17 protein-coding genes and 2 tRNA genes are annotated in these 17,322 nt (G+C 54.6%); 8 read left to right on the top strand and 11 right to left on the bottom strand.

Going from position 1 to position 17,322, the window contains the following annotated elements; all coding sequences use genetic code 11:
• Positions 1-14 precede the first annotated feature (14 nt).
• Entirely contained in the window at positions 15-656 is a 642-nt protein-coding gene (gene uppS, locus SO058_RS02525; protein ID WP_320841491.1) for a polyprenyl diphosphate synthase, read from the bottom strand.
• Positions 657-853: 197 nt separating this feature from the next.
• On the opposite strand from uppS, the gene SO058_RS02520 reads away from it, so the two are divergent.
• Entirely contained in the window at positions 854-2,647 is a 1,794-nt protein-coding gene (locus SO058_RS02520) for a glycerophosphodiester phosphodiesterase family protein (protein ID WP_320841420.1), read from the top strand.
• Positions 2,648-3,147: 500 nt separating this feature from the next.
• Here the strand turns inward: SO058_RS02520 and SO058_RS02515 are convergent, their stop codons facing one another.
• The 3 genes from SO058_RS02515 to SO058_RS02505 all read right to left on the bottom strand — a co-directional run bounded on the left by SO058_RS02515 (position 3,148) and on the right by SO058_RS02505 (position 3,779).
• Positions 3,148-3,306, bottom strand: coding sequence for a M23 family metallopeptidase (locus SO058_RS02515; protein ID WP_320841490.1), 159 nt, complete (start codon positions 3,304-3,306; stop codon positions 3,148-3,150).
• Positions 3,307-3,582: 276 nt separating this feature from the next.
• Positions 3,583-3,668 (bottom strand) — tRNA-Leu (locus SO058_RS02510).
• A 26-nt stretch (positions 3,669-3,694) separates the two neighbouring features.
• Positions 3,695-3,779: transfer RNA gene (locus SO058_RS02505), tRNA-Leu, on the bottom strand.
• A gap of 188 nt (positions 3,780-3,967) precedes the next feature.
• On the opposite strand from SO058_RS02505, the gene SO058_RS02500 reads away from it, so the two are divergent.
• Complete coding sequence (locus SO058_RS02500) at positions 3,968-4,540, top strand: TetR/AcrR family transcriptional regulator (protein ID WP_320841419.1); 573 nt, start codon at positions 3,968-3,970, stop codon at positions 4,538-4,540.
• Positions 4,541-4,646: 106 nt separating this feature from the next.
• Positions 4,647-5,957, top strand: coding sequence for an MATE family efflux transporter (locus SO058_RS02495; protein WP_320841418.1), 1,311 nt, complete (start codon positions 4,647-4,649; stop codon positions 5,955-5,957).
• 3 nt (positions 5,958-5,960) lie between these two features.
• On the opposite strand, the gene SO058_RS02490 is transcribed toward SO058_RS02495, so the two are convergent.
• Both SO058_RS02490 and SO058_RS02485 read right to left on the bottom strand, forming a co-directional pair.
• Positions 5,961-8,051: an S-layer homology domain-containing protein gene (locus SO058_RS02490; protein WP_320841417.1), complete on the bottom strand. Its 2,091-nt coding sequence runs from the start codon at positions 8,049-8,051 to the stop codon at positions 5,961-5,963.
• A gap of 74 nt (positions 8,052-8,125) precedes the next feature.
• The gene (locus SO058_RS02485) at positions 8,126-8,923 is read right to left on the bottom strand and encodes a YlmH family RNA-binding protein (protein ID WP_320841416.1); all 798 of its coding nucleotides are present in this window, start codon (positions 8,921-8,923) and stop codon (positions 8,126-8,128) included.
• Positions 8,924-9,006: 83 nt separating this feature from the next.
• Here SO058_RS02485 and SO058_RS02480 point away from each other — a divergent pair, with 83 nt between their 5' ends.
• Positions 9,007-9,981: a biotin--[acetyl-CoA-carboxylase] ligase gene (locus tag SO058_RS02480; RefSeq protein WP_320841415.1), complete on the top strand. Its 975-nt coding sequence runs from the start codon at positions 9,007-9,009 to the stop codon at positions 9,979-9,981.
• Between the two features lie 23 nt (positions 9,982-10,004).
• Positions 10,005-10,547, top strand: a complete 543-nt coding sequence (locus SO058_RS02475) for a hypothetical protein (protein ID WP_320841414.1) — start codon at positions 10,005-10,007, stop codon at positions 10,545-10,547.
• Positions 10,548-10,584: 37 nt separating this feature from the next.
• Here SO058_RS02475 and SO058_RS02470 read toward each other — a convergent pair whose 3' ends face one another.
• Together SO058_RS02470 and SO058_RS02465 are read right to left on the bottom strand one after the other, a co-directional pair.
• Complete coding sequence (locus SO058_RS02470) at positions 10,585-11,400, bottom strand: 4Fe-4S binding protein (protein WP_320841413.1); 816 nt, start codon at positions 11,398-11,400, stop codon at positions 10,585-10,587.
• Positions 11,401-11,481: 81 nt separating this feature from the next.
• Positions 11,482-13,140, bottom strand: coding sequence for a ribonuclease J (locus tag SO058_RS02465; protein WP_320841412.1), 1,659 nt, complete (start codon positions 13,138-13,140; stop codon positions 11,482-11,484).
• A 623-nt stretch (positions 13,141-13,763) separates the two neighbouring features.
• Here SO058_RS02465 and SO058_RS02460 point away from each other — a divergent pair.
• Positions 13,764-14,432 carry a 3D domain-containing protein gene (locus SO058_RS02460; protein WP_320841411.1) on the top strand — a complete coding sequence of 223 codons (669 nt, stop codon included), beginning with the start codon at positions 13,764-13,766 and terminating at the stop codon, positions 14,430-14,432.
• A 78-nt stretch (positions 14,433-14,510) separates the two neighbouring features.
• The gene (locus SO058_RS02455) at positions 14,511-15,047 is read left to right on the top strand and encodes a transcription repressor NadR (RefSeq protein ID WP_320841410.1); all 537 of its coding nucleotides are present in this window, start codon (positions 14,511-14,513) and stop codon (positions 15,045-15,047) included.
• Positions 15,048-15,072: 25 nt separating this feature from the next.
• Here SO058_RS02455 and SO058_RS02450 read toward each other — a convergent pair whose 3' ends face one another.
• Positions 15,073-15,444 carry a metallopeptidase family protein gene (locus SO058_RS02450; protein ID WP_320841409.1) on the bottom strand — a complete coding sequence of 124 codons (372 nt, stop codon included), beginning with the start codon at positions 15,442-15,444 and terminating at the stop codon, positions 15,073-15,075.
• Positions 15,445-15,592: 148 nt separating this feature from the next.
• Here SO058_RS02450 and SO058_RS02445 point away from each other — a divergent pair, with 148 nt between their 5' ends.
• Complete coding sequence (locus tag SO058_RS02445; protein WP_320841408.1) at positions 15,593-16,156, top strand: hypothetical protein; 564 nt, start codon at positions 15,593-15,595, stop codon at positions 16,154-16,156.
• Positions 16,157-16,255: 99 nt separating this feature from the next.
• Here SO058_RS02445 and SO058_RS02440 read toward each other — a convergent pair whose 3' ends face one another.
• The gene (locus SO058_RS02440; protein ID WP_320841407.1) at positions 16,256-16,867 is read right to left on the bottom strand and encodes a cytidylate kinase-like family protein; all 612 of its coding nucleotides are present in this window, start codon (positions 16,865-16,867) and stop codon (positions 16,256-16,258) included.
• Positions 16,868-16,970: 103 nt separating this feature from the next.
• On the bottom strand, positions 16,971-17,312 hold the full coding sequence (locus SO058_RS02435; protein ID WP_320841406.1) for a hypothetical protein: 342 nt from the start codon (positions 17,310-17,312) through the stop codon (positions 16,971-16,973).
• Positions 17,313-17,322: the final 10 nt, after the last annotated feature.

The following is a 17,322-nucleotide window of genomic DNA, read 5'->3' as shown; positions in this document are numbered from 1 at the left end:
ACAGCATGCAACTTTTAGCCACCCAAAGTCACGTCTTGCTTTTGGTACCAGCGTAACGCGTCATAAAAGTCGTTTGCCTGAAAGTCCGGCCATAAGTTATCTACTACAAAAAAATCTGCATAAACTGCCTGAACTGGCAAAAATCCCGATAACCGGCGCATTCCGCCCCAGCGTATTACCATATCGACCCGTGAAATATCATGCGAGCGAAGCTCTGCACAAATTTCGTTTCGGTTAGTGCCCGGCGTTTTTAGATCAGCAAGATCCCATTCCCAGCCGTAGTTCACCAGAAAATTAACCCGCATACCGCCGCCATGAAGGTCGCTTCGCGTTGTATATGGGCGCAGCGCATCCGGAAAGGCAGACGCCTTTGTGTTGCCGACTACCAGCAGCGAAACCGGTTCGGCCGCTATCATCTCTACCGCGTCGGCGCAGGCCTTAGAAAACGCGTCCACCTGTTCTTTCGGGCGGCCGCAGTTGTCGGTTGTAAAGCCGTAGTATGTGATCTCCCGGACGCCAGCCTCCCGAGCTAGCCGCAGCACTTCCAGCCCCGGTGCCAGCCCATGCCGATATCCATCCTTTTTCTCGAGGCCTGCATTCTGCGCCCAACGCCTGTTTCCATCCGGGATAATGCCAATGTGTTTGGGTACTCGGATACCATCACCTTCTTTTCCAATCAGTATTCCAAAAAAGCATTTGGTTATTCAAGGAATCCATCTTATCCATATCCCCCCACATCGCTAGCACTGTGTATAGTAGCTCTGTTGATATATTTCGGTTAAGAGGTTATAATTATGCAAGAGATAGTAAACAGCTCGACAAAACTGTGCGGAAGGATAAGAAGTGAACGCATATGATATCTGCTATAAAAACCGGGTTACGCATTACACTAAAGAACTGGATAACCCTGCTGTTTTTCGTAATTACTTATAAGTTAATTGGATTTGTTCTTGTTGTAGAGTTTATCGATCAGATCAAATCGTCTATTTTCCATATGCTTGGCGTTTCTTTCCTGGGGCAGCAAAACGTTGGACTGGTATTTCAAAATCCACTTGCGATCCTTTTGCTTATTTGCATTGTCTTAATCATTGTCTACTATGTTTATCTGGAGATCGTTGCGCTCATTTTATATTGCGAGGCCGGATGGCAAGGTAATATGATCTCTATATGGCAACTCTGGAAAAACGCTTTTTTACGCTCCATCTCTTTTTTTCGTATAAAAAATCTCTCCGTTATCTTAGCGCTTATTCCGTTGGTCGGCCTTTCCGTCTTGCCTTTGACCTACGGCTTTATGAACAAACTTAAAATACCTGAATTTATACTGGATTATATCAGCGGTTCACCCAAACTACACATCGTATTCGCAGGGTGTATCCTTGTTTTAAATGTTCTTGCATTTTTCTATTTGTTCTGTCTGCCAGATGTGATCGTACAGAAAAAAACTTATTACGGAACCCCTCGTTCAAGCGCAAAGCTGATGAAAGGAAAAATCATAAAAACAGCAGTAACTTTGCTGGGCAGCGTGCTTGCTTTTATCATACTTGCAATTATCATTACTATTGCATGCGTTCTGCTGCTATGGATGTGCAGTAAAGTATCAGCCCCAGCAGATGGTGGAAGAAGCTTTTTCCAGTTTTATTTTACCAGATGGAGCAGCACCGGCGGGATTTTTTTCAGCGCATTGTTTCCAGTTTCTTTGTATGCGTCAGTGATAGTCTTATACCACCAATATCGCGGAGATGAAATCCCCCCAATACAGAAACCCGCGCATACGCTACGGTATTTGCTGGCTCGTTCTGCTGCTGTCGTGGCGGCCATTGTTTTCTTGGTTTTCTTTAGTGAAACGGAATTGGGCGGGAATCTTTACTCCGTATATCGACCCAGCACAGAAGTGATCGCACACCGTGCAGGAGCCATATTCGCGCCTGAAAATACACTCGCCGCCTTAGAGAATTCCATTCAGGCAGGCGCTGATATGGCAGAAATCGATGTGCAGCAGACGCGGGATGGTATACTGATCATCATGCACGATTCTAATTTCCTGCGTACCACTAGCTTCGATCAAGAGGTATGGGAAACCGACTTTGCTACGGTTCAGACCTTGGATGCCGGCTCATCTTATTCCCGCGCTTTTGCTGGGGAACGCATTCCAACGCTGGAAGAAATGCTAGCTGCGGCAAAAGGGCGCATTCGGCTTATGATAGAGCTTAAAGCCTCCGGTCATGAGCATAACCTAGTTGAAGAAACTGTACGGCAAATCAATGCGGCTGGAATGGAACAAAAATGTATGATCGCCTCCATGAATCTTGAGCTTTTGCAACGCAGTAAGGCGCTCGCTCCCGCCATTGAGACTGTATATATTACCTCGCTCGCATTCTCTGAAAATTTTAACCTTGACTATGTAGACGGATATAGCGTAGAAACAAGTTTTTTAACTCTGGAAATGGTAACTGCAATTCAAAGTAATCAAAAGAAAATATATGCATGGACAGCCAATACCGACTCCAATATACAAAAAATCATTCGGTTAGGGACAGACGGACTTGTAACAGACAACCCAAGCCTAGCAAATTATTATTTAATGTTCTTCGATCAAAATCATCTTGTGGATGACCTATCTGCTCTGCTATATGGTTCAGATGAATAATGCGAAACTCACTCGGAGAAAATTTTTTATATACAATTTTACAGCCCATTGCACCGCCTCCCTGCACTTGCAGCAGAACATTAAACCGTTTTTATCAGGCGGTATGTTTAGAACCCTGCAAAGCGAAAGCCGCCCCTTTCAGGACGGCCCTCGCAATGAAGAATGAATCTACCTAGACTATATGCCTTTGAACGTGTTTACTTTGTCGAACCCTGTCGGTGGGTGCAAAATTTTAGCGGATTATAAACATTTGTCTGCCAGCTATGGATTCTTTTGCGAGGCATGAGGCAACCTATCCCCGGCGAGTGGAAAAAAATAATAAAAACGGAAGAGCTAGTAACCGGGTGACAACGCGGCTTTCGCCTGTTGCCCCAAACCCGTCCGCTGGAGCATCTTCCGCATTTTTATTATAACATCTTCAGGCTGAAAAACAATCTTGATGAAAGCACATACACCCCTCCAGCCGTCCGGCCAGAGGGGTGTTTCTATTCATCCAAGGCTTAAAATCCCGGAATCATCGTCGCCGGGTCAATCGGCTCCCCGTTTTTCCACGCGCTCAAATGCAGGTGCGGAGCCTCCACGTTTCCCGTGCCGCCGATCACGCCGATCTGTTGACCCGCTTTCACCACCGCCCCCTGCTGTACCGTCGCCTTTCGCAGATGACCGGCTGCACTTTATAATGTCGCTCGGCCGCACCAACCACAGAATTTTCAGTTCAGGCGCGAACCCGATCTTTGACAGCGCGTTCTTCATCAGCGCGAATCGGAAGTTGTCCAGCGCGATCTTGACGATATAATACGTTTGCGCCATCTTTTTCTAATCCCAAATGCGCTGTGAAGTAAATGTGCATTTGTCGTCAAATTGTCATCAGTTAAAATAGGGGAAATCTAAACATAAGAAAAAGTACCGATTTTTATCAAAATCGGTACTTCTCTTGGTGCGGATGGGGGGACTTGAACCCCCACGTCCTTGCGAACACTAGCACCTGAAGCTAGCGCGTCTGCCATTCCGCCACATCCGCATATGAAATTTTCGCACCCGAGAGAGTGGTGCGAGTGACGGGACTTGAACCCGTACGTCGATTGACACACGCCCCTCAAACGTGCCTGTCTACCAGTTCCAGCACACTCGCATTTGCTTTCTCATCGAGTCGCTTCACTGTCAGCGACAATATGTATTATATCGAAATCCGCTCTTGTTGTCAATAATATTTTTCATAAAACCCCCGATTTTTTTACAGCCCACGCCCCGCATCCAATTGACTTCCTGCGGCCGATAAGGTATAATTCCGTTATCGCTTCAGAGGGAGGGTTTCTCACCATGCCCAGGCAAAATCCCCGCGTACAGTATACGCGCGACGCGCTGCGCTGCGCGCTTCTGGAACTGCTGCTGGAAAAACCGGTCAAGCATATCACTGTGACCGATGTCTGCGCGCGCGCCGGCATCAACCGCAGTACGTTTTATCTGCATTACAAGGATGTCTACGATCTGCTCGAACAGATGGAAAACGACCTGATCGATGAGATGGGCCGTACGTTCAGCACACAGCCCAGCGCTTCTCTGCAGGGGCATATCGAGGCCATGCTTTGCGTAGTTCAGGCGCGCCGCCCGCTGTGCTTGGCCATTTTGAGCGAACACGGCAATCCGCAATTCGTCAAACAGCTGGGGCGGCTCACGCGCGAAGGCTTTCTTCAGCACTGGCGAAGCCTGTTCCCGCAGGCGCCAGAACGCCTGCTCGAGCTGGTCTACGCGTTCTCAACCAGCGGCGCGTCTGCCGTGATTGAGCAATGGTTGCTTGCTGATTGCAACGAACCGCCCGAGCAAATTGCTCATCTGCTCTCCTTGTTCGCGGCCAGCTGCCTGAACAGCTGCAAAACCATGTTGGATTCATAATAAAACGCCGCTTTGCCGCCGGGTAAAGTCATATCAGCGTTCGGACACAACACCGTCAGGCCATTGCAGGTGTTGCGCTGCCGGACGCTTTTTCTTGGAGGAAACCATGCAGACGACCACGCTGAAACAAGAATTTTCCAAATATGCAATGCTGAATATCTTGGGCATGCTCGGCGTGTCCTGTTATATTCTTGCGGATACGTTCTTCATTGCTCAAGGGACGGGCGCCGCCGGGTTGACCGCTCTCAACCTCGCGATCCCGGCTTACAGCCTGATGCACGGTGTCGGCCTGATGGCCGGAATCGGCGGTGCGACGCGCTATGCGGTCTGCCGCGCACAAAACGATCCCGAAGGCGTGCAACACGCATTCTTTCACGCGATGCTGCTTGCGCTTTGTGTCAGTGCAGTATGCATAGCGACCGGTGTGTTCGGCGTGACGCCACTCGCACGGCTGCTCGGCGCGGACACGGATATGCTGCCGATGACGGTCACCTATCTTCGCGTGCTGCTTTGCTTTGCGCCCGCGTTCCTGCTGAATGACGTATTGACCGCGTTCGTTCGAAACGATGGAGCGCCGCGCACCGCTATGCTCGGTATGTTACTCGGCAGTCTGACCAACATCATTTTGGACTACGTGCTGGTTTTCCCTTGCGGCCTTGGAATCTTTGGCGCCGCGCTCGCGACTGGGCTTTCCCCGCTCATCGGCATTGCGGTCCTCTCCCGCCATTTGCGCAGCGGCGCATGCGGCTTCCGGTTGCGCAAAACGCGCGTTCAACCGCGCCTCATCAGTGCGGTGTGCGCACCCGGGCTGTCCGCTTTAATCGGTGAACTGGCCACGGGTTTTGTACTGCTGCTGTATAATCTGGTTATCCTGCGCATTACCGGCAATACCGGCGTTGCCGCTTACGGCGTGGTCGCCAATTTGGCAATCGTCGGCGCGTCAATCTTCACTGGCGCGGCGCAAGGCGCACAGCCGCTGGTCAGCCGCTGCTTCGGACATAGCGATACAAACGCGCTGCGGCGCCTGTTCCGATACGCCATCGTGCTCGCGCTCAGCATCGCGGCGGCACTGTACGCAGCCGTACTGCTGTTCGCGCAGCCGCTTGCCGCCGCCTTTAACAGTCAGCACGACCCCGTTCTTGGCGCGCTCGCAGTGCGCGGCTTGCACATCTATTTCACCGGCTTTTTCTGCGCCGGCGTCAATGTGGTAGCCGCAGGCTTTTTCAGCGCGGCCGGGCAGGCGCGGCAAGGTTTCACTATTTCCATCCTGCGCGGATTGGTCGCTGTTATTCCGCTGCTACTCGTGCTTTCGTCGCTTTTCGGGATGGACGGCGTATGGGCGACGTTTCCGGTTGTAGAAGCGGCCACGCTCTGCGTGACGCTCGTATACGCCGCGCGGCATTTCCGTTCGCTATAAGGTTTATGAAATGTAATCGACCAGCAGCGTTATTGTCGAATTATCCGACAGCGTTACTGTAAATTCAACAATCCCCTTTGCCGCGCGGTACTTTTCCAGCGCGGCCTTTTTAAGCGTCAGCGTCCGCGTGCCTACGGTATAATCGGTATTTGCAGCCAGCGTTTGCACCGAACCGCTTTTGACCGTGGTCACACTGCGCACGGACAGGCGGCTGAGTTCATCCACCGTGAAGCCCGGCTCGACCGGATTATAGGTGTCATACTCGCCGACCAGCGTCGTAACGTCCGCGGGCGTAGAATCTGTGACGGTCAGGCTGAGCATCTGGGAATTGCCGTCCGCCAGGTCAACTGTGACCGTGTAGCTGCCCTCGCGAAGCTGCGCGAGTACGCCGCGGCGCAGGACAAGGTTGCGGGTCGAACTGTTAAAGCCAAAATCCAGATTGCTGAGGCCAAGCACCACGCGGCGGATGTCGCTTTCCGCGCTTACTCCGCTTACGCGCACGTTCAGATCTTTAAAGCCGCTCGATTTATAGTACCGGTCGAACGACAGGTCGATCGCGTCCGCGCTCGCGCTGGAATTGGCCACGCTGACAGCCACGCTCGCTTTTTTGCCATCCGACATGGTGATGACCAGCGTATGATTGCCCTTGGATAGCGTTGCCAGATACGAGGTCAGCACACGCAGCCCACTCGAAGTCTTTGTATAGCCTACGGAGGGCGAAAGGATAATGCCGTCGCCGGTGACTGAGGATGCGGTCACACCGGTAGGCAGCGAAATATCTACGCCTGTCCCCAGTTTGGTCAGGTCATTCAGATCGACCTCAATCTTAGTCGGCGAAACGCCCGCCGAGCTTGAAGTTGTTACCGTGCCGCCGTTGATCACAGCGGAAACGCCCTTTGCCAGCGTATAGCCCGCCACCGTGATATCCTTGGCGATCGAAATACCGCTCTTTTTAACGTCGGCCTGGTAAACCGTGCCGTAGCCGGTCAGTGTGGCCGCCTCGTTAAAAGTCAAATGGTAGACCGAAGCATTCGCGGTCATACTGACCGCGGCCTTGCTGTCGATCTGCATATTGGCGACCGCGGCGTCCAGCGTTAGCGATACGCTCGCATCCCCATCGACAATGACATCAGAAAAGCCCTCATACCCCGCCGTTGTGAGGCCGCGCTCGTACAGCGTCGCCGCGGACTGGATCTCAGTGGTCTTTATGTGGCTGGCGCCCGTTGCAGTTACCTGCAGCAGGCGCCCCATCGGAGACGAAACCAGAATATGGTCGCTCGTCGTATTCATCATAGTCACTGTGCCGCCGGACACGATGATCGAGCCCTCGACCGTAACGTTGGTCAGCGTGACCGCGTCCGAAGCCAAGCCCTCGGAAATGTACAAGTCGCCTGTGATCGTCGCGTCGGACAGCGTACAGTTTTCAGAAATCGTCACGTTGGCCGTATCGCTTTTGAGATCGCCGCCTGTGTATGCCTTGCCGGCGGTGGACAAAGAAGTGCCCAAATAAAAATACAAAATTTTAGCGACTTCCGCGCGGGTAACAACCTTTTGCGGCTTGAACGAACCATCCGAATAGCCCGCGAGGAAGCCCTTGTCCGCCGCAGCCTTGATATAGCCCGCGCTCCATTTGGAGACCTGCTCCTTATCGGTGAAGCTCAGCGAAGCGGGCGAAACATTGCCCGGGTCGGCTTTATACAAGCGGCCGATAATGGTGGCCGCCTGTTCGCGCGTGACCTTGCCGTCCGGGTCCATTTTGTTGTTGCCCACACCGTTGATGTAGCCGTACTTTTCCGCGATCTGCACGGTCTCATAATACCAAGCGTTTGTTTTGACGTCAGTATACGAAATCGGCGCGGTCTGCGTGAAATGGAACGCGCGGTTGACATAGCGCATAAACTCGGCGCGCGTCATTTCGCGGTCGGGTTCGTATTTCCCCGTGGTCGCGCTGGCTTTATAGATGCCTTCGTCGTTCAAGTATGAAATAAACTTATTTGCCCAGTGTCCGTCAATATCGGACGCGGCAAACGCGCCGGGTACAAGCCCCGCGAGCAGCGTTGCCGAGAGCAGTAAAGACAGGAATCGCTTTTTCATAAGATTCTCCACCCCTTATTGTTCCTGCGTTTAGTATACCATAGCCGAGCAAAAGAGACAATCCCCAATCTTCCTCAGCAGCTTTTGACAAATTTGATAAAAATACGCCCTTTCCTGCTCACCCCGCCGAACGACAGGATCCGCACGCGCCCCATACCGCGCAGAGTCAGGCGGTCACCCTCGGCCACCGTGCGTTCCCCTTTCAGGCACTGCGCATGGTTTAAAAACACTGCGCCCCGCGCAATCTGTTCCTGCGCCTCGCCGCGGGACAGGCGGAACACCAACGCGAGCACCGCGTCCAGCCGCGGCGACGCGACCGAGCCTTCGCCTTCCGTTTCCCCGGCCTGCGCCTGCCGAAGCGATGCGAGCGGCTCGCGGGACAGCGTCAGCCGTTTCCGGCCGGCCTTATCGAAATGCAGCAGAATAAACTCTGCCATATCCTCAAGCACCAGCACGTCGGCGCCCCCGTCGTGCACCAGGATGTCCCCAATCACCGCGCGGTCGATCTGCAGCCCCATCAGCGCGCCCAGATAATCCCGGTGGGAAAGCGTGTCTCCCGGATGCTTATGCGCGCGCAGCAGCGCAAGCGGCGTTTGCTCACGCGCGCTCGGCTCCTCCAGATACTCGGGGTAAAACACCGCGAGCACCCGCTCAGCGTCGTCATACCCGCCCCAGAACACCGTATGCCCCGCCGATCCCATCAGCCGCACGGCTTCGGCCGCGAGCGCGCGTTCGCGCAGATCGAGAAAGCGGCTATGGGTCAGGTATCCGCGCGATACGCACGTCTGTTCCTTGTCCATCAATCCGGCCAGCAGCACCCTATCGTCTTCCGTTTGTGCGAGCGCGGACAGAATTTCCTGTTTGGATTTCAAAGCATTCTCCCCTTTCCCCCATTGTACTATCCGCGCGCATGGTTTACAATAGACATATCGTTTACAAGGAGGCAACAAACGCCATGGCAGTGAAAGACGCGGTTTTGCAGGCGCTCGAAAACGCACGGGGCGCACGGATATCAGGCGGGGCACTTGCCGCTTCGCTCGGTGTATCGCGCGCCGCTGTTTGGAAAGCGATCGACGCGCTGCGCGCGGAGGGGCTTTCTATCGACGCGGTACCAGGAGAGGGCTACCGTCTGGCATCCGACGACGACAGCCTGACCGCTGCCGGTATCAGCGCGCTGCTGACGACCCGCGCGTTTGGACGCGAGCTGCTTGTCGTCCCCTCGCTCAGCTCGACCAATACCGTGCTCAAGCAGGACTATCTGGACAAGCCGCACGGCTTCGCGCTTCTCGCCGAGGCGCAGACCGGCGGGCGCGGCCGTCTCGGGCGCTCGTTCGCTTCGCCCGCGGGGACCGGCTTGTACATTAGCCTGCTACTGCATCCCTCGTTTGCACTTTCCCAGCTCCAATTCGTCACTATCGCGGCGGCAGTCGCGGTGTGCGAAGCGATCGAGCAAACCGCCGGCTTTTCCCCGCAAATCAAATGGGTCAACGACGTGCTGCGGGACGGCAAAAAGCTCTGCGGCATTCTGACTGAAGCTATCATCGAGGGAGAAACCGGCGCGGTCGGCGCGGCCGTTGTCGGTATCGGCATCAACCTGCGCGGAAATCCTGAATGGCCGGACGAAGTGCGGAAAGTCGCAGGCGCTTTGAGCGACTTCGGCACGCCGCCGCGCCGCGCCGCGCTCGCGGCGGCGCTGCTCAAAACGTTTGAGGACGCCTATGCCCTGCTAGAACAGGGGCGCGCTGACATGCTGCTCGAAGCCTACCGTTCCCGCCTATGCTGCATCGGCCGTCCGGTTACGGTCACCGGCCCCACCGGAAGCTATCAGGCGCAATGCACCGGGCTGGATAAGAGCGGTCACCTGCTTGTCCAAACAGGAGATGGACAAACGCGAACACTGTCCTCCGGAGAGATCAGCATCCGATTTTAATGTATGCAAAGGAGATTTTAAATATGTTCCAAACCGCCGCCGGCGTGACCATTCCATTTCCCGAGCAGATCGAGGAGGGCTATCAGATTCTTGACGACACGCTGACCGTCAACCTCAGCTATGAAAAGCTCGCCGCCTTTGTGGAAGCGTTTTACAGTCTGTTGCCCGAGCCGCTGTTCCTCGCTGTCCACCCTGACGCAGAGGACGAGGAGACCGTTTACTATCTGGACGGTATGACCCGCCGCCAGCTCTCCATGATTTTGGACGGCTACGGCGAATTGCTCTATCAGGACGGGCTTTCCTCGTTTGCGATCGCTTCGCACGAGAGCGAGGAAGAGCTATTTGTGCAGAAATACAAGGTGCTTTCGCTGTATTCCCCCGATCTGCCGCGTTTTTTCCCCTTGCTCAAGCAGTTTGACGTGCCGCGCGTGGAGCAGCTTCAAACAGTATGGGATACGTTTTCCGAGGAACATCCGGGCGAGGCGCGCCGGCTAGAGATCGCCGGACAGACCGTGCCCGACATGATAGGCGAACTGAAAAAAATTGGCATGTATCAGGCACAGTAAAAGAAAAGAACCGGACTGGATAACAGTCCGGTTTTTTTTATAAAAACAGCGAAGGCTCGGCTCGGCGCTTGTACATCTCCTCGAGTTCGGTCTTATGATATAAGTAGCCCGGATCGTCAAAATATTTCGCCCCGCGCGGGCATTTTTTCACGCACGCGCCGCACTTGATGCAAATCCCGCGGATTTCCTTTACGTCGTCCGGATTGATCGCGGCCATCGGGCAGACGCGGGCGCATTTTCCGCCGCCGTCGCAAAAATCATGTGTTTTAGGCTTGACCTTTCGGATATCGATCGGGTTTCCCGCCCTGTCGCGCGGCTGGTAGTAGCCGCGGTAGGGCTTGGGCGTGCCCGCGACCTCGATCAACTCAAAACGCCCCGCGCGCGCCTTGTCTGCCGCCGCGGCAGCGAACCGCTCCATGCATGCAAGATCGTCTGCATCCGGCCGCCCGGCGCCCAGCACCTCGGAAAACGAGTGCTGGCAGGCGAATGCGGCCGCCGCGAACGGCCCGAACCCATGTCCGCTAAGGATATCGCGCAGCTCGATGAGCGAATCGTCAAAATCGCGGTTGCCAAAGGTGACGACCGGCACCGCCGCCGCGCCGCCGCCCTGCAGCGTGTCCAGATATTTCAGCAGGACGTTGGGCACGCGCCCCGCGTAAGTCGGCGTGCCGAATACCACAAGATCGCTCCCGCAAAACGCCGGCGAGGACTGCCGGGCGGCGGGCAGTGTGAAATCATACGTCTCGCAAGGCAGTTTCAGCTCCTGCGCCAGCACACGCGCCACAGTCAGGACTGTTTTTTCCGTCGTCCCTGTCGCGCTCCAATACATCGCAAATACGCGTGCAAACTCCATGCTTCAACCTTCTCTCCATAGGATAAGGTCAGTATAGCAGCAAAAAAGGCGGCTGTCCATCGGACAGCCGCCTGTTCGCGTTTAAATTTCCATGATGATCGGCAGCACCATTGGGCTGCGCTTGGTCTTTTTGAACAGGTAATCGCTCAAATCGCCCTTGATGGCCGATTTCAGCGTGTTCCAATCGCGCGCGCCCTCTGCCGAGCAGCGGTCGAGCGCGGCCTGCGACAGTTTGCGCAGTTCCTCCATCAAATCTTCGGCTTCCTTAACATAGACAAAGCCGCGCGACACAATGTCCGGGCCCGCGATGACCACGCCGGTTGTCGCGTCCACCGTCACTACGACGACCAGCAAGCCGTCTTCAGACAGGTGCTTACGGTCGCGCAGGACCGCGGTGCCAACGTCGCCGATACCGAAGCCGTCAACCAGCAGGCGGCCGGCCGGCACGGGATTTGCCAGACGCGCCGAGCTTTCGCCGATCTCGATGGGACGGCCGATCTCGCTGACGATAATATTCTTGGGGTTGACACCCATTTCTTTTGCAATGTTCGCATGCATTTTCAGCATGCGGTATTCGCCGTGTACCGGAATGAAGTACTTGGGCTTGCAAAGTGCGAGCATCATTTTCAGGTCTTCCTGGCAGGCGTGGCCGGAAACATGGATGGCGGCCGAGCGGTCGTAAATGACCTCAGCGCCCTGCTTATACAGTTCGTTTACCATATTGTTGACCGACTTTTCATTGCCCGGAATCGCGGAAGCCGCGATCAGGATGCGGTCGCCTGTGGTGACCTCGACCTGCTTATGGCTGCCGTAAGCCATGCGGTACAGCGCCGACATAGTCTCGCCCTGCGAGCCTGTCGATACGATAATAAGCTGGTCACGGCGGTAGCGTTTGATGTCGCCGATATCGATCATCGTCTTGCTGGTATCCTTTAAATAGCCCAGCTCACCGGCAACAGTCGAGATCTTTTCCATGCTGCGTCCGCACACCGCGACCTTACGGCCCGTGCGTGCGGCGATGTCCAAGATCTGCTGCAAGCGCGATACATTGGACGCAAACGTCGCAATGATGATGCGCTGGTCGCTCTCCTTAATGAACCGCTCAAGCGACTTGCCAACGATCTTCTCACTCGGCGTGTAGCCGGGGCGCTCCACATTGGTGGAGTCGCTCATCAGCGCGAGGATGCCCTTTTTGCCGAGCTCGCCAATGCGCACCAGATCGATCATCTCACCCAGATCGGGCGTCAGGTCGATCTTGAAGTCGCCTGTATGCAGCAGTACGCCGAGCGGCGTCGTGATCGCGAGCGCGACCGAATCGGCGATCGAATGGTTCGTGTGGATGAACTCGATCTTGAAGCAGCCCAGACGGATTGTATCGCCCGCTTTGACACGGTTGAGCTTGACCTTCTGCGGCATTTTATGCTCCGACAGCTTGGCTTCAATGATACCGCAGGTCAGCTTGGTGCCATACACCGGGGCGTTGGACTCGCGCAGCACGTACGGGATCGCGCCGATATGGTCCTCATGGCCGTGGGTGATGACATAGCCGCGCAGCTTGTTCGCGTTGCGCTTGAGATACGTCGTGTCCGGGATGACCAGATCGACGCCGAGCATATCGTCGTCGGGAAAGGCCAAGCCGCAGTCGATCACCATGATGTCGTTTCCGTACTCGATCACAGTCATGTTCTTGCCGATCTCATTGAGGCCGCCAAGCGGTATGATTTTCAGTTTTTCTTTCATAATACGTTTATCACTTTCCTTTTAATCAATCAACAGATTTAAGTATGCACGCAGGACTTTCACCCGCTTATTTCAAAAAAGACGAAGCGCAAATCCCGTTCCTCCGTCTTAATTTCACAGTGACAGCGCAGAGCCGGTTTTACCGGAAACTTCCGGCACATTCCACACGCGGCCTGCAAACACTATATATTAGAATAACACAGTCCCTGCTGTGTGTAAAGATGTTTTTCCGCTTCTGCACTTCTACAGTATGACCGCGTCCAGCACCTCTTATACCGCGTTTCCGCCTAACGCTTTGCGCAGCGTAGATAGTCTCGGCGGCATTTTATGCCCAATATCTTGATTTGTAACTTTTGGGATATACAACAGCTATTGTTTTTCTTGTCAAATTTGCTGAATTCTTTAGAGAGGTTGACAGAGAATCGTCCACCACACAAAAACTCTTAGGCAGTTTGCACTAAATTACTCAAAACCGTTTGACAAACCGGCCGTGGTATCGTATCATAGGTTACAGATCGGAAACAGACCGACAACAAATCAGTAACAACCTGAAAACAAACCGGTAACACCGGCTGCCGCGCCTTTCGCGGGTTTTCACGACCATTGTAGGAGTGTTCATTCAAATGTCTATGAAAAAGCATGCGTCCAAGCTGCTTGCCGCTGCAATCGCGATCAGTTCGATTGCGACGATCGGCGCTGGCGCCATCAGCACGGAGAATGCGCCCGTCGCGGTTCTCACGTCCAATCTGAATTCCACGGTCGGCACGGTTCTCACCTCGGGCGAGATCCAGTCTGCCGAGCAGGCGCTTTCCAAGGCTAAGGCTGAGGCGGAAGCCAAGGCAAAGGCGGAAGCGGAAGCCAAGGCGAAAGCAGAAGCCGCTGCAAAGGCTAAGGCAGACGCCAAGGCAAAATACGACAGCCTGCTCTCTGAGCCGGTTGCCACCAAGACAGTTGCTTACTCGTCCAATCTGGTCGCCGACAGCATGGTAAAGGACAACGCGAAGTCGCTCGGCAACTATAAGCTCACGTTTTACTGCCCCTGCGCGATCTGCAACGGCCGATCGGACGCCAAGACCGCTTCAGGAACGACCGCAGCGGAGGGCCGCACGATTGCGGTAGATTCTTCGATCATCCCGCTGGGCAGCCGCGTTTATATTGACGGCTACGGCGTTTTCATTGCTGAGGATACTGGCGGAGCGATCAAGAGCAACAAGATCGACGTTTTCGTGGGTTCGCACGACCGTGCTTACGATCTGGGTGTCAAGTACGCCGACGTTTATCTGCTCGCTTAATCAAACCTGCGAAAGGGCTATGCACTTGCATAGTCCTTTTTTATTTGTTATGATAAAAAGAAAGAGGAGGGGTTTTTCATGAATGCAGACGAACGGCGCACCGCGATCCAGCAGTTGCTCGCCCAGACCGATGGCCCGGTCTCCGCGACCGCGCTCGCCGCACGTTGCGGAGTGAGCCGACAGATCATCGTGGGAGATGTCGCCCTCCTGCGGGCGGGCGGGCTGAGCGTGCTTGCCACGCCGCGCGGCTATATGCTGGAAGCCTCTACCGCCGCACCTGCCTTTGCGGAGCGCAGCGTTGCATGCCGGCACGAGAACGACCGCATGATGGAAGAACTCTATACCGTTGTGGATCTGGGCGGTTCGGTCATCGACGTGACAGTCGAGCACGCGGTCTATGGCCAGCTCTGTGGCCAGCTTCATATCTGCTCCCGCTTTGACGCCGATGCATTTGGAAAAAAACTGGAGGCCTCGGATGTCAAACCGCTCTGCAATTTGACCGGCGGTATTCATCTTCACCGTATCCGCGCGGCCAATGATGCGACGCTTGCACGAGTGATCCAGGGGCTGCGCGAACGCGGTTTTCTGTTTTCAGAGGAAATTCAAACAGGCTGACGCTTACCAGCGCCAGCCTGTTTTTTTATTCGTGCCCTGCGCGGTAAGCTGCGATCTGCTCCTCATCCCACACTTCGAGGTCGCGCATACCCGCGCGCCCCTCAACATGATGGCGGAATTCGTGCCGCAGCACGCGCCGCATTTCTTCGCGCAGTGCTTCCTCCGGCAAGCCACCGAACACACGGTGGAACGAGCCGTAAAACATGACGATATATTTCCCCATTGCCGGGTCTGTGCGGTATTCGCCCATAATATACAAATCGCCGTTCACGCTTTCCGGATGCAGCGGACATCCCGGATCGACCAATATCCCGCCGTTCAGCTCTTCATAAAACGCTGCGGGCAGTTCGTCCGCCAGTTCATCCAGCACGGCCTCAAATTCATCAATGGAAATCATTAGAATGCTCCTTTCGCCCTTACTATACCACACTACACTTTTCCGAGCAAGTTCACAGTTTTTCTTAACAGGTGTCTTGACACTTCGTTCGCATTACTGTATACTTGGCTTCGACAAGTAAAAAAGACCGGAAAGGACTGTCTCTATCATGACAAAAAGCAAAGGCCTATATCATCTCGCGCTTGCTGGCGTACTATGCGCGGTCGGTATCATCATCCCAATGTTTATGCCGATTAAACTCGTGCTCGACCCCATGAGTTTCACATTGGCAAGCCACGTTGCTATTTTTCTCGCGCTGTTCATTTCCCCTTCTGTCGGCATCGCCGTTTCACTCGGCACAACGCTTGGCTTTCTCATTGGCGGATTCCCGCTTCCTGTTGTTTTGCGCGCGTTCACTCATGTCATCTGGGCCGCGATCGGCGCGTTTTACCTGCAAAAGCATCCCGAACTGCTTGATTTCAAGCAGTCTGTTCCCGGACGCAGCCTCAAGCTGTTTGGTCTGGGTGCCGTTCTGGGGCTAATCCATGCGGTAGCAGAAACTTGCGTGTGTATCCCGATCTACTTTGGGCAGGGCATGTCCGGCTCTGAGTTGGTCCGCATTCTGTTGCTATTGGTCTTCGTCGGTTCGTTCGTTCACTCCATGGTCGACTATGTGCTTTCCCTACTTATCTGGAAGCCCGTCAGCGGCACTATGCGCAAAGCCGCTGTATAAAAAATTTAGGCGCCGGATTACTCCGGCGCTTTTCTATGCAAAGGGCCGCGTCAGTCGACGCGGCCCTTTGTCCTCTTCTCTTCTCTCCCCAAATTGGGCTTACTTTTTCAGCTTGTTGACGTATTCCAAAATAATATCCACGGAATTCTCAACACCCAGACGGCCTGCGTTGACGCATAGGTCGTAATGGTCGCATTTTCCCCATACCTTGCCGGTATAATAGTTGTAATAAGTAGAACGCTGCTTATCCATCTTTTCGAGCGCCGCCTCTGGGGTCTTGCCTTCGATCTCATAATCCCCGCATGTCTGAATGCGGCGGACACGGTCCTCGATCGAGCCGTGGATAAAGAAATCAAAGCGGTTTCCAAAATCACGCAGCACATGGTCGGCGCACCGACCGACGATAATGCACGGGCCGTCCTCCGCGATCTCGCGGATAGTGTTGGCCTGCGCCAGATAGAGTTGGTCGGTCAGGCTCATACCGTTGAGGCCGACCGAACCGAACATGGTCAGCGAATACAAGAAGCTGTTGGTTGCGCGCTTATCGAGCTGCTCAAACAGCTTTTCATCGAACCCGGTCTTCTTGGCCGCGCGCGTAATCAACTCGCGGTCATAAAACGCGATGCCCAGGCGGAGCGCTAATTTTTGGCCGATCTCGCGGCCTCCAGTGCCATATTCACGGCCGATGGTGATGATTAAATTGTTATTCATAACGCACCCTCCTTACCAGTCACCCATTATACAATATGTACAATGTTTGTATGATCAGTATGAACCATTTCATGTAAAATGTCAAGTGGATGCGCAATTTTTTTCACAGCACGAGAATGGTCACGCCGTTGTTATGGCGTTCCAGATCCCGGTCGGCGCGCAGCGCGGGCGCAAGGTCCAGCGCGCGGCGGGTATCTGCATCGAAGATGGACAGCTTCTCCCCCGGCACATAAAACGCGATCTGTCCCGCCGCTTTGAGCCGTTCCAGCTTGCGCCGCACCTCCACGCGGATCACACCGCCAGTCCCCGAAGAACCATAACCATGGATCAGCTTGATAACCTGCCCTTTTCTGCCGTTTTCCAACGCGTGCAGCAGCCGGCCAATCGCCTGCCGCGCGGTGGGCATGCCGTCTTCCAGATTTAAAACGCGGTAATTGTCCGCCATAACGCTTCTC

This window comes from Agathobaculum sp., assembly GCF_034098985.1.
In the GTDB taxonomy this organism is placed as follows: Bacteria; Bacillota; Clostridia; order Oscillospirales; family Butyricicoccaceae; genus Agathobaculum.
Note: the sequence above shows the minus strand (reverse complement) of the source record. Positions and strands in the feature narration are given on the sequence as shown.